This is a genomic window from Mycobacterium sp. E2497, from assembly GCF_001668695.1.
Lineage (GTDB): Bacteria > Actinomycetota > Actinomycetes > Mycobacteriales > Mycobacteriaceae > Mycobacterium.
This window is the reverse complement of the sequence record NZ_LZKD01000019.1, coordinates 68,911-90,492: the sequence shown is the minus strand read 5'-3', so window position 1 is coordinate 90,492 and position 21,582 is coordinate 68,911. Positions and strand designations below refer to the sequence as shown.

22 protein-coding genes are annotated in these 21,582 nt (G+C 68.8%); 10 read left to right on the top strand and 12 right to left on the bottom strand.

Annotated features, from left to right (window positions below):
- Positions 1–5 precede the first annotated feature (5 nt).
- On the top strand, positions 6–353 hold the full coding sequence (locus A5713_RS01650; protein ID WP_068091832.1) for a VOC family protein: 348 nt from the start codon (positions 6–8) through the stop codon (positions 351–353).
- Between the two features lie 118 nt (positions 354–471).
- Here the strand turns inward: A5713_RS01650 and A5713_RS01645 are convergent, their stop codons facing one another.
- Positions 472–867 (bottom strand): nuclear transport factor 2 family protein, encoded by a 396-nt coding sequence (locus tag A5713_RS01645; RefSeq protein WP_068091826.1) that lies wholly within the window; start codon positions 865–867, stop codon positions 472–474.
- 125 nt (positions 868–992) lie between these two features.
- Here A5713_RS01645 and A5713_RS01640 point away from each other — a divergent pair, with 125 nt between their 5' ends.
- Genes A5713_RS01640 through A5713_RS01630 form a run of 3 tightly spaced genes read left to right on the top strand, consistent with a single transcriptional unit; the run spans position 993 to position 4,758 of the window.
- Positions 993–1,784 carry a helix-turn-helix domain-containing protein gene (locus tag A5713_RS01640; RefSeq protein WP_068091824.1) on the top strand — a complete coding sequence of 264 codons (792 nt, stop codon included), beginning with the start codon at positions 993–995 and terminating at the stop codon, positions 1,782–1,784.
- An 18-nt stretch (positions 1,785–1,802) separates the two neighbouring features.
- Positions 1,803–4,100, top strand: coding sequence for a phosphoribosylformylglycinamidine synthase subunit PurL (gene purL / locus A5713_RS01635; protein ID WP_067921109.1), 2,298 nt, complete (start codon positions 1,803–1,805; stop codon positions 4,098–4,100).
- A 19-nt stretch (positions 4,101–4,119) separates the two neighbouring features.
- Positions 4,120–4,758, top strand: coding sequence for a CPBP family intramembrane glutamic endopeptidase (locus A5713_RS01630; RefSeq protein WP_067921111.1), 639 nt, complete (start codon positions 4,120–4,122; stop codon positions 4,756–4,758).
- On the opposite strand, the gene A5713_RS01625 is transcribed toward A5713_RS01630, so the two are convergent.
- A complete protein-coding gene (locus tag A5713_RS01625; protein ID WP_067921113.1) occupies positions 4,740–5,954 on the bottom strand; it encodes an MCE family protein in 1,215 nt (404 codons plus the stop codon). The genes A5713_RS01630 and A5713_RS01625 overlap by 19 nt on opposite strands.
- Positions 5,955–5,973: 19 nt before the next feature.
- Between A5713_RS01625 and A5713_RS01620 the strand changes: the two genes are divergently transcribed.
- The 3 genes from A5713_RS01620 (at position 5,974) to purM (ending at position 9,195) form a co-directional block, all read left to right on the top strand.
- Positions 5,974–6,363 carry a sterol carrier family protein gene (locus A5713_RS01620; RefSeq protein WP_067921115.1) on the top strand — a complete coding sequence of 130 codons (390 nt, stop codon included), beginning with the start codon at positions 5,974–5,976 and terminating at the stop codon, positions 6,361–6,363.
- 139 nt (positions 6,364–6,502) lie between these two features.
- On the top strand, positions 6,503–8,029 hold the full coding sequence (gene purF, locus A5713_RS01615) for an amidophosphoribosyltransferase (protein ID WP_067921117.1): 1,527 nt from the start codon (positions 6,503–6,505) through the stop codon (positions 8,027–8,029).
- Positions 8,030–8,100: 71 nt separating this feature from the next.
- Positions 8,101–9,195 (top strand): phosphoribosylformylglycinamidine cyclo-ligase, encoded by a 1,095-nt coding sequence (gene purM, locus A5713_RS01610; protein WP_068091822.1) that lies wholly within the window; start codon positions 8,101–8,103, stop codon positions 9,193–9,195.
- 61 nt (positions 9,196–9,256) lie between these two features.
- Here the strand turns inward: purM and A5713_RS01605 are convergent, their stop codons facing one another.
- A complete protein-coding gene (locus tag A5713_RS01605) occupies positions 9,257–9,442 on the bottom strand; it encodes a DUF3073 domain-containing protein (protein ID WP_067921121.1) in 186 nt (61 codons plus the stop codon).
- Between the two features lie 144 nt (positions 9,443–9,586).
- Positions 9,587–10,669 carry a folate-binding protein YgfZ gene (locus A5713_RS01600; protein ID WP_068091819.1) on the bottom strand — a complete coding sequence of 361 codons (1,083 nt, stop codon included), beginning with the start codon at positions 10,667–10,669 and terminating at the stop codon, positions 9,587–9,589.
- Positions 10,670–10,767: 98 nt separating this feature from the next.
- On the opposite strand from A5713_RS01600, the gene A5713_RS01595 reads away from it, so the two are divergent.
- Positions 10,768–11,640, top strand: coding sequence for an aminodeoxychorismate lyase (locus tag A5713_RS01595; protein ID WP_156751700.1), 873 nt, complete (start codon positions 10,768–10,770; stop codon positions 11,638–11,640).
- A 242-nt stretch (positions 11,641–11,882) separates the two neighbouring features.
- Here A5713_RS01595 and A5713_RS01590 read toward each other — a convergent pair whose 3' ends face one another.
- From A5713_RS01590 to lmeA, 8 genes are all read right to left on the bottom strand, one after another.
- Positions 11,883–13,412 carry a sensor domain-containing protein gene (locus A5713_RS01590; protein WP_068091817.1) on the bottom strand — a complete coding sequence of 510 codons (1,530 nt, stop codon included), beginning with the start codon at positions 13,410–13,412 and terminating at the stop codon, positions 11,883–11,885.
- Positions 13,413–13,553: 141 nt separating this feature from the next.
- Entirely contained in the window at positions 13,554–15,929 is a 2,376-nt protein-coding gene (locus tag A5713_RS01585) for a hypothetical protein (protein ID WP_068091814.1), read from the bottom strand.
- 129 nt (positions 15,930–16,058) lie between these two features.
- Positions 16,059–16,715 carry an FABP family protein gene (locus A5713_RS01580; RefSeq protein WP_067921130.1) on the bottom strand — a complete coding sequence of 219 codons (657 nt, stop codon included), beginning with the start codon at positions 16,713–16,715 and terminating at the stop codon, positions 16,059–16,061.
- A gap of 144 nt (positions 16,716–16,859) precedes the next feature.
- Complete coding sequence (locus A5713_RS01575) at positions 16,860–17,162, bottom strand: DUF1416 domain-containing protein (RefSeq protein ID WP_068091811.1); 303 nt, start codon at positions 17,160–17,162, stop codon at positions 16,860–16,862.
- Between the two features lies 1 nt (position 17,163).
- Complete coding sequence (locus tag A5713_RS01570) at positions 17,164–18,006, bottom strand: sulfurtransferase (RefSeq protein ID WP_068091809.1); 843 nt, start codon at positions 18,004–18,006, stop codon at positions 17,164–17,166.
- A 35-nt stretch (positions 18,007–18,041) separates the two neighbouring features.
- Positions 18,042–18,518, bottom strand: a complete 477-nt coding sequence (locus A5713_RS01565) for a DUF4395 domain-containing protein (protein ID WP_068091806.1) — start codon at positions 18,516–18,518, stop codon at positions 18,042–18,044.
- 111 nt (positions 18,519–18,629) lie between these two features.
- A complete protein-coding gene (locus A5713_RS29570; protein WP_368730642.1) occupies positions 18,630–18,719 on the bottom strand; it encodes an Ms5788A family Cys-rich leader peptide in 90 nt (29 codons plus the stop codon).
- Positions 18,720–18,799: 80 nt separating this feature from the next.
- Complete coding sequence (lmeA, locus tag A5713_RS01560) at positions 18,800–19,612, bottom strand: mannan chain length control protein LmeA (RefSeq protein WP_067921289.1); 813 nt, start codon at positions 19,610–19,612, stop codon at positions 18,800–18,802.
- 177 nt (positions 19,613–19,789) lie between these two features.
- Between lmeA and A5713_RS01555 the strand changes: the two genes are divergently transcribed.
- Both A5713_RS01555 and mshD read left to right on the top strand, forming a co-directional pair.
- A complete protein-coding gene (locus A5713_RS01555) occupies positions 19,790–20,575 on the top strand; it encodes a response regulator transcription factor (protein ID WP_067921138.1) in 786 nt (261 codons plus the stop codon).
- Positions 20,572–21,483, top strand: a complete 912-nt coding sequence (gene mshD, locus A5713_RS01550) for a mycothiol synthase (protein ID WP_067921140.1) — start codon at positions 20,572–20,574, stop codon at positions 21,481–21,483. Before A5713_RS01555 ends, mshD begins: the two co-directional genes overlap by 4 nt.
- The last annotated feature ends 99 nt before the right edge of the window (positions 21,484–21,582 follow it).

Below are 21,582 nucleotides of genomic sequence, written 5' to 3'. Positions count from 1 at the left end.
GCGGTATGGCGCTCAGCGTGGAGATGATCACCTTCGACTGCCACGATCCTGCGCGGCTGGCCGCATGGTGGGCCGAGCAGTTCGGTGGCACGACGCAGGAGTTGCTCGCCGACGAGTTCACCGCGGTGAGTTTGTCGGCGGGACCGCGGCTCGGATTCCAGAAGGTGCCCGATCCCACGCCCGGGAAAAACCGCGTGCACCTCGACTTCGGTGCCGCCGATGTTGATGCCGAGGTGTCCCGGCTGACGGCCGCCGGGGCCATCGAGGTCGGCCGGCACACGTTCGGCGACGATTTTCGCTGGGTGGTGCTGGCCGACCCCGAGGGCAACGTCTTCTGCATCGTGGGTCAATAGCTCGCGGCCGACGAGTGTGCGTCCTCGGCGTTGAGTGTGCGTGTAGGGCGGGAAAATCGCGCGATTTCCGCCACCCGCACACACCGAAGTACCGGAGCGCACACTCGAGTCTTGCCGTTCAGCCGTGGGCGAGGAACAGCGGGTCGTAGCGGATGACGTTCTCCACGACGATTCCGTCGCGGGTGCGAACCCGGTCGATTCCCCGGATCTGGAACGGCCCGTCGGGTCCGGTGCCGCGGCCGACGTAGTGCAAAAACACCAGTTCCTCGCCGGGGTCCGCGCCGGGCACGGTGGCGCTGTCGATCACCTCCAGCTTTAAATCCGGTGCGGCGTCGAGTATTTCGGCGATCTTCGCCGTGTACGGCTGGATGCCGCGGACCGGCTCGGGGTCACCCGGCCAGTAGCCCATGATGTCGTCGGCCAAGATGTCGAAGCCGCGCGACATGGTGGGCGCGGCCCAGTACGCCGCGAACACCGCGGCGCTGAACTTGGGGGCGGATTGGACGTCGGTCATTTTTCCTCCTTGGGTCTGGCGTTCCCGTTGAGCGCGTTGCGCCAAGCGTGTCGCGGCGGTGTGCGGCGGCACAATTACCTCCGAGGTCATCGCTACGGGTACACCGGCGTGGTTACCGTGGCTTGGTGAGCCACGCGGCGGTAGGCGCCCTGTTGCGCGAATGGCGGGAGCGTCGACGGGTGAGTCAGCTCGACCTGTCGCTGACTGTGGGCGTGTCGGCCCGGCACGTCAGCTTCATAGAAACCGGCCGCTCGCGACCCAGTGCGGAGATGGTGCTCGCCCTCGCCGAAGGCCTCGACATTCCGCTGCGGGAGCGCAACACGCTGCTGCTTGCCGCCGGATTCGCCCCGCGTTACCAGTCGCGCCCGCTCGAGGATGCCGCGATGACCCCGGCCCGTGACGCGGTGCAGCGCCTCCTCGATGCCCACGACCCCTACCCGGGCATCGTGATCGACCGCTGCTGGAACATCGTGGGGGCCAACGCCGCGGCGTCGGCGCTGACCGCAGGCCTGCCCGCGGAGCTGCTCGGCCCACCGGCCAACGTCTACCGGCTGTCGCTGCACCCCGACGGCCTCGCCGGACGGACGCTGAATTTCCCGGAATGGGCGGGCTACTTGCTGCACCAGCTCCGGCGCACGATCGCGATCACCGGCGATCCGGGCCTGCAGGCGCTCAATGACGAGGTGCGCGGATATCCGGGAGTCGCGGGCGCCGCCGACGCGCGCGGCGCGCCACCGGATGGCGCCGGCGCGCTGCTCATCCCTTTCGTGCTGGATATCGGCGGCGGGCAACCGCTGTCGATGTTCACGACGTTGACGACGTTCGGGACTCCGCTCGACGTCACCCTCGCCGAACTGACCGTCGAGCTGTTCTATCCGGCCGACGCCGCCAGCGCCACCCTGCTCCATGGCAGGTAGCGCTCTTACACTGTTCGGGTGACTGCCTCCGGGACCAGCGCCCGCACCCAGGCGATCGACACTGTCGAGCACGCCGCTGCCAGCCCCGATCAGCCGCAGCCGTACGCCGAGCTGGGCCTCAAAGACGACGAGTATCAGCGGATCCGTGAGATCCTGGGCCGCAGGCCCACCGACACCGAGTTGGCGATGTACTCGGTCATGTGGAGCGAGCACTGCTCGTATAAGTCGTCCAAGGTTCACCTGCGCTACTTCGGGGAGACCACCACCGACGAGATGCGTGCGGGCATGTTGGCCGGTATCGGTGAAAACGCCGGTGTGGTGGACATCGGCGACGGCTGGGCCGTCACCTTCAAAGTGGAGTCCCACAACCACCCGTCCTACGTCGAGCCCTATCAGGGCGCGGCGACCGGCGTCGGCGGCATCGTGCGCGACATCATGGCCATGGGCGCGCGACCGGTCGCGGTGATGGACCAGCTGCGGTTCGGCGCCGCCGACGCCCCCGACACCCGCCGGGTGGTCGACGGGGTGGTCCGCGGTATCGGCGGCTACGGGAACTCGCTGGGGCTGCCCAACATCGGCGGCGAGACGGTCTTCGATGCGTGTTACGCCGGCAATCCGTTGGTAAACGCGTTGTGCGTGGGCGTGTTACGCCAGGAGGACCTGCATCTGGCGTTCGCCTCGGGCACCGGCAACAAGATCATCCTGTTCGGTGCGCGCACCGGGCTCGACGGCATCGGCGGGGTGTCGGTGCTCGCGTCGGACACATTCGACAGCACCGGATCGCGCAAGAAGCTGCCGTCGGTTCAGGTGGGCGACCCGTTCATGGAGAAGGTGCTCATCGAGTGCTGTCTCGAGCTGTACGCCGGCGGACTGGTGATCGGCATCCAGGACCTCGGCGGAGCTGGATTAGCCTGCGCCACCTCAGAATTGGCGTCGGCCGGGGACGGCGGAATGGCGGTCCAGCTCGATTCGGTGCCCCTGCGGGCCAAGGAGATGACACCCGCCGAGGTGCTCTGCAGCGAGTCGCAGGAGCGGATGTGCGCCGTGGTTGCCCCGGAGAACGTCGACGCCTTCTTGGCGGTCTGCCGCAAATGGGAGGTGTTGGCCACGGTGATCGGCGAGGTCACCGACGGTGACCGGTTGCGGATCACCTGGCGCGGCGAGACGGTCGTCGACGTACCGCCGCGCACCGTGGCGCACGAGGGCCCGGTGTATCAGCGGCCGGTCGCACGGCCCGAATCCCAGGACGCCCTGAACGCCGACCGGTCAACGCGCCTCCCGCGCCCGAAGACCGGGGAGGAGTTGCGCGCGACCGTGCTTGCGCTGCTGGGTAGCCCGCACCTGTGCAGCCGCGCCTTCATCACCGAACAGTACGACCGGTACGTGCGCGGCAACACCGTGCTGGCCGAGCATGCCGACGGCGGCGTGCTCCGCGTCGACGAGGCCACCGGCCGCGGCATCGCGCTGTCGACCGACGCGTCGGGGCGCTACACGCTGCTGGATCCTTATGCCGGGGCGCAACTCGCGCTGGCCGAGGCCTACCGCAACGTCGCCGTCACCGGCGCCACGCCGGTCGCGGTCACCAATTGCCTCAACTTCGGCTCCCCGGAAGACCCCGGCGTGATGTGGCAGTTCTCCCAGGCGGTGCGGGGGCTGGCCGATGGGTGTGCGGCGCTTGGCATTCCGGTGACCGGCGGCAACGTCAGCTTCTACAACCAGACCGGCTCGGCGGCGATCCTGCCCACGCCGGTGGTCGGCGTCCTCGGCGTGCTCGATGACGTCGCCCGGCGCATCCCCACCGGCCTGGGCGCCGAACCGGGCGAGACCCTGATGCTGTTGGGAGATACCCGCGACGAGTTCGACGGTTCCATCTGGGCGCAGGTGACCGCCGACCACCTGGGTGGCTTGCCGCCCGCGGTCGATCTGGCGCGCGAAAAGCTGCTGGCCGAGGTGTTGAGCGCGGCGTCTCGCGACGGGCTGGTGTCCGCGGCGCACGACCTATCGGAAGGCGGCCTCGCGCAGGCCGTTGTGGAGGCGGCGCTGACGGGCGAAACCGGTTGCCGCATCGTGCTTCCCGAGGGCGCCGATCCGTTCGTGGCGTTGTTCTCCGAGTCGGCGGGCCGGGTGCTGGTGGCGGTGCCGCGCACCGAGGAGAGCCGGTTCCGGGCCATGTGTGAGGCGCGCGGACTGCCGGCGGTGCGCATCGGCGTCGTCGACGAGGCCTCGGACACGGTCGAGATTCAGGGCCTGTTCACCGTGTCGCTGGCCGAACTGCGCGAGACGTCCGAGGCGGTGCTGCCGCGGTTGTTCGGATGAGCCGTAGCGGCAAATCCTGATGGGGGACAGCCGTTTTCGCCGGGCTTGGGCATTCTCCCTGGCCGCCGCCCTGGTCGGCTGGAGCTTCGTCGGCCCGCGACTGCCCACGGCTTGGCGGACCGCCCTCCAGGCGGGTGCGGCCGGCTTGCTGGTGCTGGTGACGCGCGCTCCGCTGGGTCTCAACCCGCCACGGCTGTGGTCGGGGCTGCGGCTGGGGTCGACGGCCGGTGCGGCGGCGGCGACCGTGATCGCCGCGACGACGGCGGTGCCGTTGGTGCGGGCGTCCATGGCCGACCGTGAGGCCCCCGGGTCGACGCCCGGCTGGCTGCTGCTGCAGATACCCGTCGGGACCGTCTGGGCCGAGGAGGCCGCCTTCCGTGCGGCGCTGACCGCCGCCGCGTCGGGTGCCTTCGGCGCGCCGGGCGGAAGATTGCTGCAAGCGGCCAGCTTTGGGCTTTCCCACATTGCCGACGCGCGGGCGACGGGCGAGCCGGTGCTGGGCACCGTGCTGGTGACGGGCGTCGCGGGCTGGCTGTTCGCCTGGCTGGCGGACCGCTCCGGCAGCCTCGCCGCGCCCATGCTGGTGCACCTGGCCATCAACGAGGCCGGCGCGATCGCCGCGCTGAGCGTGCGGTGGCGTCAGGGGTTGATGGTGTAGTCGCCCACCTGACGGCCCCACACGTGCTCGACGAAAAGTGGCGAGCCGAGCTCGAAGTGGTTGTAGGGAGCCATGCTTGCGCCGGTGTCCATCACCAGGAACGGCGCCGGCCACAGCTGCCGGGTGATCGTCTGCCAACAGCCCGGCCGCCCGCCGGGGCCGCCCCTGGCATTGGTGCGCGGCAGATTCTCCGGCCAGATGTACGGGTTCGGCGCCCCGGCGATCGCGCCCGCGGCGTGCGCGCCCAGCGAGTAACCGTTGTCGCCGAGGGCGTTGTGGATCTTGGGCCCCACCTCCGCGAAATTGCGTATGGTGCAGAAGATCTCCGGACTGTACTCGTCGAGCAGCTGGCTGGAGGTGACCAAATCGCCGGCCCCCCGGGCAAGGTATGGCCCCCCGCGCCCGAAGACGTCGGCGCCCGTGCCGCCGAGCCCGGCGGTGGCGAGCAACGCGGCATCCAGATCGACTTGCTGGCGGTTGAGGGTGCGGGCCGCGGTCACCGCGTGGTCGAGCGCGGCCCACAGGTCCGGCGAGGCGTTGGCGTAGGTCTCGCCGAGAGCGGCCAACCGCGCGACGTCGGCGCGGATTTCGCGCATGCGCGGGTTCACGTCGTCAAGGATCGTGTTGCCGTTGACCAAAGAATCGCCGAACCTCGCGCCCAATCCGGTCAGGGCTTGCGCGGCCGCGCCGAGCGTCAGGTTCACCTTGACCGGGTCGACCTTCTCCGCGATCGAGACCAGCGTCTCGAAGACGGTGTTGAACTCGGTGGTCACCGACGTCGCCTCGATCACCGTCGCCGGTGTGATCGGCTGCGCCGGCGGCCCCGGCGGCGAACTCAACGCGACGTACTTGTTGCCGAACACCGTGGTCGCCTTGATGGTGGCCGCCACATTGGCCGGGATCAGGTTGAGGTACCTCGGTGTGATGTCCAGCACCAGCTTGGCGGCCGGCATGCCGTCACGGGTGATCTCGGAAATGCCGGTCACCCGGCCGATCTGGACCCCGTTGTAGGTGACCTTGGAGCCGGGGTCCAAGACCAGGCCGGCCCGGGCGGCCACCATGGTCAGCTTCGTCGTCGGCGTGAGCTCACCCCGGAACTGCAGGTACAGCAGTGACCCGACCAACCCCAAGATGACCACCGTCACGAGCCCGACGGACTTATACGGCGGCCCGCGCCGCACGCGCCGACGCTCCATGAGTTTGAGACCCTAGGGTATGGCCGCCCGCCAAAAGGCCGATCCGGCAAAGACTCGGCAGGCCGTGTTGGCCGTCGCGGACTGGCTGCGCGACGAATCCCGGCCGGCCCCCGACCGCGAGAGCCTCGGCACCGCCGTTCGGCTCACCGCCCGCACCCTGGCCGCCGTGGCACCCGGCGCCAGCGTCGAGGTGCGGATTCCGCCCTTCGTCGCGGTGCAGTGCATCGCCGGGCCCCGGCACACGCGCGGCACGCCGCCCAACGTTGTGGAGACCGACCCGCGGACGTGGCTGCTGCTGGCGACCGGGATGTTGTCCTTCCAACGGGCGAAGGACGGCGGTGCGCTGGGGCTTTCCGGCTCTCGGGCCGGTGAGATCGAACACTGTCTGCCCCTGTTCGGTCTCGGCTGAATAGTAAGCCTGAAGTGCAGGTTTACAGTCGGGCGCGGGAATTTTTCCCCCTCAACACGCGCTGTTGATTCGCGGTTGCGGGCGTCGGACCCGTAGACTCCGTTACGTCACCAACCGTTCCCCAGGGAGCCCCCCAATTGTGACCAACCAGGAACCCGAGCAGGACCTGAACTCGCCTCGTGAAGAGTGTGGTGTATTCGGGGTCTGGGCCCCGGGTGAAGACGTCGCAAAGCTCACCTATTACGGCTTGTACGCCCTGCAGCATCGCGGGCAGGAAGCCGCGGGCATCGCCGTCGCCGATGGATCACAGGTGCTCGTGTTCAAAGACCTGGGCTTGGTCAGCCAGGTTTTCGACGAGCAGACGCTCGCGGCGATGCAGGGCCACGTGGCCATCGGCCATTGCCGCTACTCCACCACCGGCGACACCACCTGGGAGAACGCGCAGCCGGTCTTCCGCAACACCGCCGCCGGCACCGGTGTGGCCTTGGGGCACAACGGAAATCTGGTCAACACCGCCGAGTTGGCCGCCCGCGCCCGCGACGCGGGACTGATCGCCCGGCGCTGCCCCGCCCCGGCGACGACCGATTCCGACATCTTGGGCGCACTGCTGGCGCACGGCGCAGCGGATTCCACCCTCGAGCAGGCGGCCCTGGACCTGCTGCCCACCGTGCGCGGTGCGTTCTGCCTGACGTTCATGGACGAGAACACGCTGTATGCGTGCCGCGATCCCCACGGCGTGCGGCCCCTTTCGCTCGGCCGGCTGGATCGCGGCTGGGTGGTGGCCTCGGAAACGGCAGCGCTGGACATCGTCGGCGCCTCGTTCGTGCGCGACATCGAGCCGGGCGAGCTCCTGGCGATCGACGCCGACGGGGTGCGCTCCACGCGCTTTGCCAACCCGACCCCCAAGGGCTGCGTCTTCGAGTACGTCTACCTGGCCCGCCCGGACAGCACGATCGCCGGCCGGTCCGTGCACGCCACCCGGGTGGAGATCGGCCGCCGGCTGGCCCGGGAATGCCCGGTCGAGGCCGACCTGGTGATCGGGGTCCCGGAGTCGGGCACCCCCGCAGCGGTCGGTTACGCGCAGGAGTCCGGCATTCCCTACGGGCAGGGTCTGATGAAGAACGCCTACGTCGGGCGGACCTTCATCCAGCCGTCCCAGACCATCCGCCAGCTCGGTATCCGGCTGAAGCTCAACCCACTTCGTGAGGTCATCCGCGGCAAGCGGCTCATCGTCGTCGACGACTCGATCGTGCGGGGGAACACCCAGCGCGCGCTGCTGCGCATGCTGCGCGAGGCCGGGGCCGTCGAAGTCCACGTCCGGATCGCCTCGCCACCGGTGAAATGGCCCTGCTTCTACGGCATCGACTTCCCGTCGCCGGCCGAGCTGATCGCGAACGCCGTGCAGGACAAGGAGGAGATGCTCGAAGCGGTGCGGCACGCCATCGGCGCCGACTCCCTTGGCTACATCTCGCTGCGCGGCCTGGTCGCGGCGTCCGAACAACCCGCGTCACGGCTGTGCACCGCCTGCTTCGACGGCCGCTATCCCATCGAGCTGCCCGAGGAGACGGCCTTGGGTAAGAACGTCATCGAGCACATGCTCGCCAACGCCGCGCGCGGATCCGGGCTCGACGATCTAGCGCCCGACGAAGTACCGATCGTCCACTGACGGACGTCCGGTGCGCCCCTTACACGACGTTTGATTACGGCGGTCGGCGGCGCCCGGTAGCCTTTATCGCGATGACGGATCCCGGAAAAAGCCCCGGACGAAACCCGGGCAGCCAGGGCATCACCTACGCGTCGGCCGGGGTGGATATCGAGGCCGGCGACCGCGCCGTCGAGCTGTTCAAGCCGCTGGCGACGAAGGCCACCAGACCAGAGGTGCGAGGCGGCCTGGGCGGGTTCGCCGGGTTGTTCGCGTTGCGTAACGACTACCGCGAACCGCTGCTGGCCGCGTCCACCGACGGCGTGGGAACCAAGCTGGCGGTCGCCCAGGCCATGGACAAGCACGACACCGTCGGCCTGGACCTGGTCGCGATGGTGGTCGACGACCTCGTGGTCTGCGGCGCCGAGCCGCTGTTCCTGCAGGACTACATCGCGGTGGGCCGGACCGTGCCCGAACGCCTCAGCGCCATCGTGGCGGGAATCGCCGAGGGATGCGTGCGTGCCGGCTGCGCGCTGCTCGGCGGTGAAACCGCCGAGCACCCCGGGCTGATGGAACCCGACCACTACGACATCTCGGCGACGGGTATCGGCGTCGTCGAGGCCGACGACGTGCTGGGGCCCGATCGCGTCAAACCCGGCGACACGATCATCGCGATGGGCTCCTCCGGCCTGCATTCCAACGGCTACTCGCTGGCCCGTGCGGTGCTTCTGGAGATCGATCGGATGAATCTCGCCGGCTATGTCGAGGAGTTCGGCCGCACGCTGGGCGAAGAGCTGTTGGAGCCGACGCGGATCTACGCCAAAGACTGCCTGGCGCTGACCGCGGAAACCCATGTCCGCACGTTCTGCCATGTCACCGGTGGCGGGCTCGCCGGCAACCTGCAACGCGTCATCCCGCACGGCCTGGTCGCCGAAATCGACCGCGGGACCTGGACACCCGCACCCGTGTTCGCGATGATCGCCCAGCGTGGGCGGGTGACGCGCGAGGAGATGGAGAAGACGTTCAACATGGGCGTGGGCATGGTCGCCGTTGTCGCGCCGGAGGACACCGACCGCGCCCTGGCCATCCTGACGGCCCGCCACTTGGACTGCTGGGTGTTGGGGACCGTGTGCAAAGGCGGTAAAGAAGGCCCGCGGGCAAAGCTCGTCGGGCAGCACCCGAGGTTTTAGAAGGCGGAAGCCGGGTCAGCGCCGAGTCGAAGGGGATTGCGCCGGCGCCGCGCGGAGGGTCTTACCGACGCCAGTCGTCGTTGTCTTCCCAGGAGTCACCGACGCCATCCTCCTCCAGCTCCGTGGAATCGTCGGCACCCGTTCCTGACAACTCGCGCTGAAGCCGCGTGAAGTCGGTCTGCGGAGAACTGTATTTGAGTTCTCGAGCAACCTTGGTCTGCTTTGCCTTAGCCCGGCCGCGGCCCATGGGGGAACCCCCTCGCGCAATAACGGAGCGGCCCGAATCAGGCGGCTCCGATCTCCTGGTGTCGTTATTGTCCTGCCGACAGTTTACCGTGCCTTGCGGTCGGGCGTCGGTGCCCCCTGCCGCTGTGGCGGACTTCATCGACGATTATCTCGCACCGCCCCGCAACCGTTCAACGGCCAGGCGTCCCGCACCGATCTGTTCCGTCGCCGGCAGCGAATCGGCATCGATCACCGCGGCCACCGCGCCCTGCGGGCCGGTCGCCAATTCGGTGTCGGCCGGCACCCCGCGCTTCAGCAGCGCCAGGGCCACGGGCCCGAGGTCTACGTGATCCACCACGGTGCCGAGGCGGCCGATGGCGCGACCTCCGGCCAGCACCGGGTCACCCGTCGAGGGACGCTCGACCGAGCCGTCGAGGTGCAACAGCACGAGCATGCGGGGCGGTCTACCGAGGTTGTGCACGCGGGCGACGGTCTCTTGTCCCCGGTAACAGCCCTTGTCCAAGTGAACGGCGCTGCCGATCCACCCGACCTCGTGCGGAATCGTGCGTTCGTCGGTGTCGACGCCCAGTCGCGGCCGCAGCGCCACCACCCGGTGGGCTTCGTAGGCCCAAACCCCCGCCGGCCGCAGGCCGGCCTGCACCAGACGTTCCCGCCAGCCGGCGGAGTCCGCACGGGGGACCAGCAGGTCGAGTTCGATCTGCCCGGCGGGGGCGCCGGGCATCCGGCGCACAAAGCCACCGCCGGCCAGCGCAACCGCCGTCAGCTCGGCGGGCAGGGCGTCCAGGCCGAGCACGTCGAGCACCGCCCGGTCGGCCAGTCGCGGACCCAGCAGCGAAAGCACGGCCATGTCGGCGGCGGCCGGGGCGACGTCCGACCAGAAGACCATCTTGCGCAGGTAGGCCAGCAGCGGCTCGCCCCGCCACGGTTCGGTGTCGAGGTAGGTGGTGCCGCCGAGTTCGGTCTGGATCCAGTGGTCCTCGACGCGGCCCTGGCCGTCGAGGCTCAGGTTCTGCGTGCTGGCGCCCTCGGGAAGGTCGCTGACGTGCTGGGTGGAGATGCTGTGCAGCCACTTCTGGCGGTCACCACCGGTCAGGGTGAGCACTGCGCGGTGCGAGCGATCCACCACTATCGCGCCGGTTTCCGCGGCGCGCTGCTCGCCCAGCGGGTCGCCGTAATGCCAAGTGGCGCCCGCGTCGGGACCGGTCTCGGGTGCGGGTACTGCAGACACACGTCAACTCTACGGACCGTTGCGCGACCCGTCCGACGAGCGTGCGGCCGGCTTCAGGCCCGCGGCTACGCTTTATCCCCATGGCAGGCCAGATGGGTGTGATCGTCACGCTGGACGGCGCGATCCATCCGCCCGATGTGCCGCTGCTGCACGCCGACGACCTGGCAGCGGTCCGCGGCGACGGCATCTTCGAGACGCTGTTGGTCCGCGACGGCAGGCCCTGCCTGGTCGAGTCCCATCTGCAGCGGCTGACCCAGTCGGCCAGGCTGATGGATCTGCCCGAGCCCGACCTGCCCGCCTGGCGCAACGCGATCGGCCTGGCCACCGGGCAGTGGGCGGCGAACACCGCTGACGAAGGCGCGATGCGGCTGATCTATAGCCGCGGCCGGGAGAGCGGCACGGCGCCGACCGCCTACGTGATGATCACCGCTGTCCCCGAACGGGTGACGGCGGTTCGGCGCGAAGGCCTGGCCGCCGTGACGTTGGACCGCGGGCTGGCCGCCGCCGGTACCGGGGCGATGCCGTGGCTGCTGGCCGGGGCGAAGACGCTGTCCTACGCGGTGAACATGGCCGCCTTGCGTCATGCCGCCCGGCAGGGCGCCGGCGACGTGATCTTCGTCAGCTCGGACGGTTACATCCTGGAGGGCCCGCGGTCGACCGTGGTGATCGCGACCGATGCCGAAACACCGGGAGGCGGGAACCTGTGCCTGCTGACGCCTCCGCCGTGGTATCCGATTTTGCGGGGCACCACGCAGCAGGCCCTCTTCGAAGTGGCGCGGGCCAAGGGGTACGACTGCGACTATCGCGCGCTGCGGCTCGCCGATCTGCATGCCGCGCAAGGACTCTGGTTGGTCTCGAGCATGACGCTGGCGGCGCGCGTGCACACGCTCGACGGTCGTCCACTGGCTCGGTCGCCGATGGCGGCGGAATTCGCCGCGTTGATCGACTCCGCGATCGTCAGCGATCGCTGAGCGCTGAATTGTGTTGTCGCCTCGCGGAATCGCGGGTACGGTCGGCCGTACACAAGGAAGGAGGTGGTCCGCGAAATTGATAGCTTCATGGACATGTGAGGTGGCTGCGCGCTAGCAGCAGTGGCTTTCGAAGAGCCGGCGATATACGCGCGCTGGCGAATTCCCCGTAGCCACCCGGCCCCCGAGCTTCCGGTGTGTCCAACCGGTAACCGCGCTCGGGGGCCGCTCCATGTCTAATACAGTTACTGGCTCACCTTCGCGGCGATCTGCCCGGCGAGTTTGCCCGCCTGCCCCGAGTCGGGGTCGGGTCCGCACAGCAGCAGGTCGACGACCATAGTCGACACCGCGTGCAGCGCGTGGTGGCAGTTCCGGGTGCCTTCCGTCTGCGTACGCTCCTGGAAGATCTTCGGCGGGGTGCCATCGACGTCGTCGAACTTCCATCCGGTGGTTTTGCCGTTGGTGGCGGTCACCGTCACGGATTGCCCTGCGCAAGCTTTCCACTTGTCCGCCGACGCCTGGACGAAGGCAGCGGCTTTGTCGGCCGAGGGAAATGCCACCACCGCTTCGAAGACCCGGTGGGCCGGATCCTGCCCGGGACTGTGGACGGCCTGCCCGGCCACCGCGGTGTAACCGCTTGCCTTGTATGCGGATTCCGGGATGGGTTCGTAGGCGCCCAGACAGTCCGGGTTCGACAGGGTCCACCTGGGTGCGCGTATCGCGTCGGTCTTGTCGGACACGACCAGATTCGGCTCACCCACGACGGCGCTCACATCGGCGGGGCCCAGTAGATACGCGTCCAGATTCGGGACGTTCCCGGCGGTCGGGGCACTCGGCGCCGCTGCGGTCGGGGCGCCCGTGGTGGTGGTCGGGGTCGGCTTCGTCTTGCCACCCTGCGTGGCCATTACGACGACGATCGCGATCACGGCGATGACGGCCGCGGCCGCACCGCCGATGATCATCAGCCGCTTGCTGGACCCGCCGCCGACGCCCGTGGCCACGGGCGCCGGTGCGGCAGCTTTGGACGGACCGCTGGTTGGCGCCGCGGCGTCGGGCTGCGGCGGGCCCGATGCCGGTGCCTGCGCCTTTTGCGTGGCCGCGGCCGCCGGCGAACCGTCCTTGGCCTCGATCTCGGACAGCACATTGTCGATCTCGGTGCGGGTGCGGTAGGTGACGTCATGGCGCAGCCGCAACATGCGCAACAGCTGGCCGATGTCCCCGCGAGCGCTGGGATCGTCGCCGTCCTCATCAAGCCCCTGCCGGAGTTCGATCAACAGCTGGGTCTGCTGCTGCGGGCTGAGTTCCTTTTCTGCGAGGGTGTTGCCCAACCGGGTGATGTACCCGAACGGCACCGGCGGCTCGTCGGGCAGCGGGTCCGGCAACGGCACCGGCTTGCTTTGCAACGCGTGCACCGCCGTGACGAGTTGGATGCCCGCGTCGACGGTCGGTTCGCGATAGTCGATGATCTGCAACGAGGCAAGGGGATTCACGCGCATGCTGTCGATGTCGCCGATCCGAACGGGAAGGATCGGCCGGTTCAGCGCACGTGCGTAACGCAACTCGGCCTGACTGGGCTTGGACTGCAGCCAATTGTTGGACAGCGCCACGATGAACACGTCACACGAGCGGATCTGCTCGAGAATCTTGTGCCACCACGACTCACCGCCGCCGAGCTCTTGATCGAACCAAACCTGTTGCTGTCCGCGGCGAAGCGCGGTCGTCAGGGCGTCAACCGTCGCCCTGTCCTGGCTCGAGTAGCTGATGAACAGCGGCATCGCGGTCTCCTACGGGCGGGCGTAGCAAACGGACTTGTGAAATCGGCGCATACCGCTATTGGGCATGCGCCGATACCGTATCAGTGCGGGGCCGTGTCGGACCGCGCAAATTTGCGGTCGCTCGGGCGGCGGCGAACAATCTCATCCGTGTCCGCCGTCCACCGCGGACGCGTCCTCGGGCGGGTGGAATTCGGCATAGCGCCGCGAGAATTCGTCACCGGGAACCGGCCACTGTTCGCCGGTGGATCCCCGGACGATCCAGTCGCCCTCCGCCGCGGTCGTCGGACCCTCCAGGGTGTTCACGGTCTCCCCGGGGTAGGCCGGGCGGGCCTGAACGCGGCCCGTTCGCCGCCAGCGCCCGTCGCCGGCGGGCTCGTACGTGTCCCGGAAGATGTCGTCGCGAACGGACCACACCTTGCCGTCTTCCTGGATCGCCCAGTCGCCGGCGTCGGCGCGCATGACGTGTCCCGAATCCGACGTCCACGTCCATGGGGCACTTCGTTGTTCGGCGGCCACCGTTCCGACCCGGGTGAAGGACTGCCACAGCGGACGCGACCGGAAACCGAGCTGGCGCAGGCTCCACAACGTGGCCGCCAGGCTGCGCACCGCGGCGTTGAGCAGATCCGGGTCGCTCTCGACGGCCGACCAATCGACCAGCTTGTCGTGAATCTTGCGCGAATCGTCGCGTGGCGAACCGTATTTCCAGCCGTTGCGCCGGTAGTAGCGGCACCAATCCTCGTGCTCCGCGCGGGCCATGCTCATCGCAGAATCCCGGTCGAAGCCCATCAGGGCGAGCTGTTCCAAAGGGGGCAGTGCAGCGATCTCGTGGCCCGACAGCTGTGCCGGTGGGCTGCCCCACGTGTTCCAGGTGTGCCCCGCGATCTGCTCGACCATCCACAGCGCGTTGCGCACCTGCCGGCGGTTGGACCCGCGGTAGAACTCGTTGAGCTCGGCCCACGGCATGGCGGCGGCGGACCGCGGCGCGCCTGGCGTGATCGTCGAGACGTACCGTTCGTGGATCAGCCTGGCCGCGCGCTCCCAAGCGTCCCGCACCTGGCCTTCTTGGGTGTCCAGCACCAGCGAGTAGGACTGCAGCCGGCCGACCACCTGGATCGAGTCGTCGCTGATGCTGGTGTTGAGGTCCGAGGCGTAGATGGGCATGTCGGGGAAGCGGGCCGCCAGCCTGGCGGCGGTCGTCGCCGCGTGCGAGTCCACGAAGATCACGGCGCTGCTCGTCGGGTCGGCGTCGCCGATCAGCTGCAGCATCGTCGGCACCGTCGGCGCCTCCGCCGTGGCATCGATGGTCGGCCCCTCCGAGGCGAATCCCGCCTGCTGCCGGTAGAACTCGTGATCCGCCAGGTACTCCTCGGCGTCCCTTTCGATCAGCGTGAGCGCCGGCAACGGCACCGCCCCGGGCGGGGTGTAGAAGTCGCGCTCGAGGGCGCGCTGAGTGAGGTCCGCGCATAGGGCCAGGGTCAATTGTGAAGTGCCACAGACGAATACGCGCTTGATGCGCCCCGTGGCGATGATGCCGTCGAGCAGCCTGCCCGCGGTCACCTCGTACTTGCCGACCACGTCGGCAGCCCATCGGGTGTCCGATCCGCCGAACTGCTGAGCCCGCCAGGCCTGGGCCAGCCACGGGTCGTCCATCCGCACGATCAGCGGCAACCGCCGCTTGTGGGCGACCTCGTCGAGCCGGCGGCCGATCAGGTCCAGCCACAGCAGGTTGATCGCCGGGTCGGGCGCCATCAGATAGAGCCGGGACAGGTGGCGCCACAGCCGCAGCGAGACCAGGGTGGACGGGTTGTTGAAGTCCACCAGGACCACCCGGGCGCCCTGTCTGCGGGCCCGCTGCACCCGGTCGTCGCTGGCGCCGGTGATGACCACCAGCGTGCCGCGCCGGTCCAGCGTCCGCGCTACCGCGCTGATCATTGACTGCGTGTCACCGTCGACGCCGACGATGGCGGTGACGGAATCGGCCAGGTTGGCCCGCATCCGGTCCACCTGGGCTCGAAAGACCCCGACCACGACGCCGCCCAGCCCGGTGAAGATCGCCGACAGCGCCGCGATGCGGGCCAACTCCAGGCCGACCGGCGTCGGATTCGGACAGGTCCGCCCGCTCACCGAGAAGTCGCCGGTGCCGCCCTTGACCAGACTGGCCGTCGCCATGAGCGGGGTGAAGAAGGCCGGGTGGTTGGCGTCATGGCAGCCCCAGTACGAGCTGAGGCCCAGGATCGCCGTCATGGGGACCAGGGCTGCGATCAGGGTGAACGAAACACCCACCACCCGGTGGCTACTGCCCGAGCGGAAGGTCAGCACGGACGCCCAGACGAGCACCGTCACCACGATCGCGAGCGTGGGCATCGATCCGGGCCTGCCGAACCACCCCACGGCCGGCGGCAGCGCGTCGATGAGCGAGGGCTGCAGGTCCAGCACGGTCAGATAGGCGATGAGGAGCAGGCCGACCGCGGTCACGCCCCACCGCAAGACGGGCGAGGGTGCCCTCGTCGGACGCATCCGCCGATCTCCCTTCGCGCGGTATCGGCTGCTCGGACGTCGAACAGTACACGCAAAAGATCGGCCGAAAGCAACGATTCCCGGCCGGTGCGCACGACCCGGTTGCCCGGGTGGGTGACGGGTCGGCGGTTATCCCGCGTAGCGCGAGAGCCGCGCCGAAAGATGGGGAACCAGGCCGCCGTCGGCGTCCACTCGCTCCTCGACGTAGGCCAGGTCGCCGCCCTCGACGATGCCGTACAGCCGCTTCGCGCCACCGACCAACACGCCTGATCGGCTGCGGGCCAGTGCATCGGTCACCAGCTCCCACGACGACTGGGTGCGCGGCCTGCCGTAGAACAGCTCGACGTATCCGGCCGAATGGGCGAGCAACAACTCGATGGCCTGCGATTCGCTGGGGTCGTCGGGATCGCTGACGAAACGCCAGAAGCCCGTCTCCCGCAACCCGTGTTCCTGGTACTCGCCGGTGTCGTTGAGCCGCCACGACCGGGATTCCCAATTCAGGTAGTCGCCGCCGTCGTGCGACACCACGATCTGCTGGCCGAACCGGTAATCCCCGTCGTGTCCACGGCCCTCGCCATGTCCGCGCCACACACCGACCAGTGGCAGCAGCGCCAGCAATGCGTCGTGCAGGTTGGCGCCTTCGCGCAGGTTGGCGGTGTCGGCCGGAAGCGGCAGGTCGTCGAAGGCGGGGATGTTGCGGCCGGCGGTCAGCTTGGCGCGCTCGGCGGCGGCGGCCACCGCGCGATCGCCGGAGCTTCCAGAACTCAACGGTTCGTCAGAAATCACGATTCGTCAGTGATCAGCCGGTACAGCGTGTACAGCGCAAACCATGAGATCACCACGACCGAGGCGACCAGCATGATCTCGAAGAACAGCACCACGGGGACAAGTCTATTCGCCCCGCGAGATCGCGTCGGGGCAGCGGGGGTCTCAGGCGATCTTGACGTCCACCTCGTGGATGCCCGCACCCGACGGGGTCACCACGGCGTTGCCGTTACCGGCCGACGACAAGGCGCGCAGCGTCCACGACCCGGGTGCCGCGAAGAACCGGAAGTCGCCGGTGGCCGACGCGACGACCTCGGCCGTGAACTCGTCCGAGGAGTCGAGCAAGCGGACGAACGCGCCACCCACCGCCTGGCCGTCGCTGTCCACGACCCGGCCGGTGATCACCGTTTCCTTCTCCAAGTCGACGCTGGCGGGCAACGTCACTCCTTGTTTCGGGGCAGAGCACATATCAGCTTCCCAACTCAATCGGGGCACCCACCAGGGAGCCGTATTCCGTCCAACTTCCGTCGTAGTTCTTGACGTTTTTGTGGCCGAGTAATTCCCGGAGCACGAACCAGGTGTGCGACGAGCGCTCCCCGATGCGGCAGTACGCGATCGTCTCCTTGGTGCCGTCCAGGCCCGCGTCGGCGTACAGCTTGGCCAGCTCCTCGTCGGACTTGAAGGTGCCGTCCTCATTGGCGGCCCTGCTCCACGGCACGTTGATCGCTCCCGGAACGTGGCCGGGCCGCTGGCTCTGCTCCTGCGGCAGATGCGCCGGCGCCAGGATCTTGCCGGAGAATTCGTCGGGGGAGCGCACGTCGACCAGGTTCTTGACGTTGATGGCGGCGATCACCTCGTCGCGGAACGCCCGGATGCTGTTGTCCGGCGCGGCGGCGGTGTAGGAGGTGGCCGGCCTGCTGACCGCTTCGGCGGACAGCGCCCGCCCGTCGAGTTCCCACTTCTTGCGGCCGCCGTCGAGCAGCTTGACCTTCTCGTGGCCGTACAGCTTGAAATACCAGTAGGCGTAGGCGGCGAACCAGTTGTTGTTGCCGCCGTAGAGGATCACCGTGTCGTCATTGGAGACGCCGCGTTCGCTGAGCAGCTTGGAGAATTGCTGAGCGTCGACAAAGTCCCGCTTGACCGGGTCCTGCAGGTCGGAACGCCAGTCGAGCCTGATCGCGCCGGGAATGTGGCCGGTGTCGTATGCGCTGGTGTCCTCGTCGACTTCGACGAAGACGACACCGGCGGCCTGAGCATTGCTGAGATGGCTCTCGGCCCAGTCCGCGGAGACCAGGACGTCGGAGCGTGCCATGCGGGGGATCCTTTCGATCGCTTGCTATGAACGGGTCATGAGGCGCGCCCGGCAGCTCGGAAACGCGCGACCAAGGGGTAGAGCTGGCAGCCCAGGCAGATGCCGAAGGCCGCATTGAGGAAGGCGGCGACGAGCGCCCCTGCGGTGGCGATGACGCCGATCACGAACGCTCCCGCGGCGAAGGCGGCGACGCCCGCGAGCGCGAAGAGCAGGCCGACGAGCTGGGCGAACTTCAGGGGCGCGACCGGCTCGCGCTCCGTCACGGGGCCCAGCCGGGGCGCCACCACGGTGGCGAATATTCGCCCATAAGGGTGCTTGCGGGGGCCGCCGACGGCGCCGACGGCGAAGACGATGGCCTGCACGCCGAGAATTGCCGCCGCCGCCGGCGGGCTGGCGGCGGATACGGCGAGCGCTATCACAAGGACTGCGGTGGTAACCCAGGCGGCGAACCTGGGGCCCCGCACGTCGACGGTGTCTGGCTGGGTGTTGGTGTTGGTGTTGGTGCTCGGCACGGTACTACTCCTGGATACGCCTGTTGCTTATCTGCTTTTGGGAACGAACGACGGGAGTCAGGCCGCGGCAACGTTCCGGGCTGCTCCGAGTGCTACGCGAAGGCGCGCGACTCAGCAGCTACAGCGACAGCAACAGCCCGCGGTGCGGCACAGATCGACTGCGCGGCGTTGGGTGAGCAACGGCTCGAGGCGGGCTAGCACGTCGGCAAGCTTACCGAATGACGGGGAACGATCAAATCAGTGGCGCTCGCCGGCACCGCACGCTTCGGGCGGTGGCGGGCTCAGGACTGCTTGAACCCGTCGAGGTTGACGGTCACTCCGTAGCTGATGCCCTCGATGATGACGTCGGAGCCGCGCGCCCCCTCGGTCTTCGGTGCCACTCCGAACGGAAGCCGCTGGTTGGGCACCCTGGCGGTGAAGGCGCGCAGCACCGCGTCCCGCTTGTCGTCCGGCACGGCCTGGTCCGCGGTGTCCGGCCCGGTGAGAATGCCCGTCGGCGCGATCACCAGCGTCGCTTCATCGTCCGGGGCGATGGAAAGGTCCACCGAGACGCTGACCCGGTGCTCGAAGTCGGCCGAGTGCGGGGTGCCGCTGAACACCAGGCCGTGGCTGTCGGAGATACCCGACGCGGTGACGCCGCCGGTGGCGGTGTTGGTTTCCTTCGGCGGCGCCTCGACCATCAAATCGCTGATGCCCAGGTACCGGCCCAGGTGCGTCGAGCCGATGATGATCCGACTCTCCAGCTTGCCGACCGGCAGTTTCGCGTCGGGCCCGATCAGCCAGGACGAGTGGGTCAGGTCGACGGAGTACATCGTGGCTTCCAGCGTGGCCTTACCGACCGTCGCGTGGTCGACGGCGTTGGCCTTGATCTCCACCTGGTTGTAGCGGTCGCGCATCGCCTGGGGGAGGAACGGGAAGGCCACGATGGCGACGAACGGGTCCGACCTCAGGTTGGCCGCCTTGCGGACGCTGCACGAGAGCCGGTATTCGGCATAGATGCTGCTTCCGTAATCGACGGCCACGGTGCCGAGTGCGACCACGGCGATCGCGGCCGCCACGGCCGCCACCCCGATCAGGACCTTGCGCACCCGCACATTGTGGCGTAACCCGGCGCCCGCTGTGCGGCGGACCGCCACGGTGGCGGGGCTCACAGTGCCATCGTCAGCACGCAATAATGGCAGGTGGCAAGTTATCGTTAGATGACCTGGCAACTAACGCGTCGTTGCGTTGCGAATTGTGAAGATGCCGTTCCCCCGAGCTGGAGGGGCTAGTTGGAGCTATTACTGCTGACTTCCGAGCTGCATCCCGACCCGGTCCTGCCGTCGCTATCGCTGCTTCCCCACACCGTCCGGACGGCGCCGGCGGAGCCGTCGTCCTTGCTCGAGGCGGGGACGGCGGACGCGGTACTGGTCGACGCACGCACCGACCTGTCGTCGGCGCGCGGCCTCTGCCGACTGTTGAGCACCGCGGGACGGTCGGTCCCCGTCCTGGCTGTGGTCAGCGAAGGCGGCCTGGTGGCGGTCAGTGCCGACTGGGGGCTGGACGAGATCCTGCTGCCCAGCACCGGGCCCGCCGAGATCGACGCCAGACTGCGGTTGGTGGTCGGTCGTCGCGGCGGGCTCGCCGACCAGGAGAGCGCCGGCAAAGTCAGCCTGGGCGAGCTGGTGATCGACGAGGGCACCTACACGGCCAGACTGCGGGGCCGCCCGCTCGACCTGACCTACAAAGAGTTCGAGTTGCTGAAGTATCTGGCCCAACACGCCGGCCGCGTCTTCACCCGCGCTCAGCTGCTCCACGAGGTGTGGGGATACGACTTCTTCGGCGGCACGCGCACGGTCGACGTGCACGTGCGTCGGCTGCGCGCCAAACTCGGCCCCGAATACGAGGCGTTGATCGGCACCGTCCGCAACGTCGGATACAAGGCCGTCCGGCCGGCACGCGGGCGCACGCCGATCGCGGACCCCGCTGAGGATGAGGACGCCGAGGGCGCCGACGACGTCGAGCCCGGTTCCGAGGGCCTGCGAGAGCCTCTGGGCGACGCCCTGCGCAGTCAGTGACCGCGCCGGCCTGGCGCTCGACGCTGACCGCGGACGAGCAGCGGCAAGTGCGTGAACTGGTCACGGCGGCCACGGCATTCGACGGGGTGGCCCCGGTCGGAGAGCAAGTGCTGCGCGAGCTCGCGCACGACCGCACCGGGCATCTGCTCATCACCGAGACCGACGGGGTCGTCGGCTACCTCAACCTCACGCGCGACGCCGACGCCGGAATGGCCGAACTGGTGGTGCACCCCCGGGTCCGGCGGCATGGACTCGGGACCGCGCTGGTGCGCTCGGCGTTGGCGGAGACCGCGGGGCGCAACCGGTTCTGGGCACACGGCACCCTCGAGTCGGCCAGGGCGACGGCCTCCGCGATGGGTCTGGTTCCCGTGCGTGAACTGCTGCAGATGCGACGGTCGTTGCGCGACATCCACGGCTTGGTGCGCCCCATGCCCGGCGTGCGGATCCGCACCTACGCGGGCACCACCGATGACGCGGAGCTGTTGCGCGTGAACAACACTGCCTTCGCCAGCCATCCCGAACAGGGCGGCTGGACCGAGGTCCAGCTGGCCGAGCGGCGCAATGAACCGTGGTTCGACCCGGCCGGTCTGTTCCTGGCGTTCGACGACTCCGACACCGGTCAGAGGGGCAAGCTGCTGGGCTTCCACTGGACCAAGGTGCATCTCGATCAGCCCGGCCTGGGGGAGGTGTATGTCGTCGGCGTCGACCCGTCGGCGCAGGGCCGCGGGATGGGGCAGACCTTGACGGCCGTCGGGATCGAGTCGTTGGCGCGGCGGCTGGCCGGCTCCGCCGACCCGACCGTGCTGCTCTATGTGGAGTCGGACAACGTCGCCGCCGTGCGCACCTACCAGCGCTTGGGCTTCAGCACCTACAGCGTGGACACCGCCTACGCCGTCGCTCCCGAGTGACCGAACACGCGGGCGGCGGGTCCGATACCCCCGGCCGTTCACCTGCGCTTGCTACTCAACGGGTGCCGCGGGCCGCGTCGGAGCATATTTTCGCCGTGA

Coding starts and splice junctions, on each gene's coding strand:
- A5713_RS01605 (WP_067921121.1), bottom strand. CDS start 9,442: ATGGGCCGCGGCCGGGCTAAGGCAAAGCAGACCAAGGTTGCTCGAGAA.
- A5713_RS01630 (WP_067921111.1), top strand. CDS start 4,120: ATGGGGGACAGCCGTTTTCGCCGGGCTTGGGCATTCTCCCTGGCCGCC.
- A5713_RS01590 (WP_068091817.1), bottom strand. CDS start 13,412: ATGCCGCTGTTCATCAGCTACTCGAGCCAGGACAGGGCGACGGTTGAC.
- purM (WP_068091822.1), top strand. CDS start 8,101: ATGACGGATCCCGGAAAAAGCCCCGGACGAAACCCGGGCAGCCAGGGC.
- A5713_RS01575 (WP_068091811.1), bottom strand. CDS start 17,162: ATGTGCTCTGCCCCGAAACAAGGAGTGACGTTGCCCGCCAGCGTCGAC.
- A5713_RS01585 (WP_068091814.1), bottom strand. CDS start 15,929: ATGCGTCCGACGAGGGCACCCTCGCCCGTCTTGCGGTGGGGCGTGACC.
- A5713_RS01625 (WP_067921113.1), bottom strand. CDS start 5,954: ATGGAGCGTCGGCGCGTGCGGCGCGGGCCGCCGTATAAGTCCGTCGGG.
- A5713_RS01570 (WP_068091809.1), bottom strand. CDS start 18,006: ATGGCACGCTCCGACGTCCTGGTCTCCGCGGACTGGGCCGAGAGCCAT.
- A5713_RS01645 (WP_068091826.1), bottom strand. CDS start 867: ATGACCGACGTCCAATCCGCCCCCAAGTTCAGCGCCGCGGTGTTCGCG.
- A5713_RS01650 (WP_068091832.1), top strand. CDS start 6: ATGGCGCTCAGCGTGGAGATGATCACCTTCGACTGCCACGATCCTGCG.
- A5713_RS01620 (WP_067921115.1), top strand. CDS start 5,974: ATGGCCGCCCGCCAAAAGGCCGATCCGGCAAAGACTCGGCAGGCCGTG.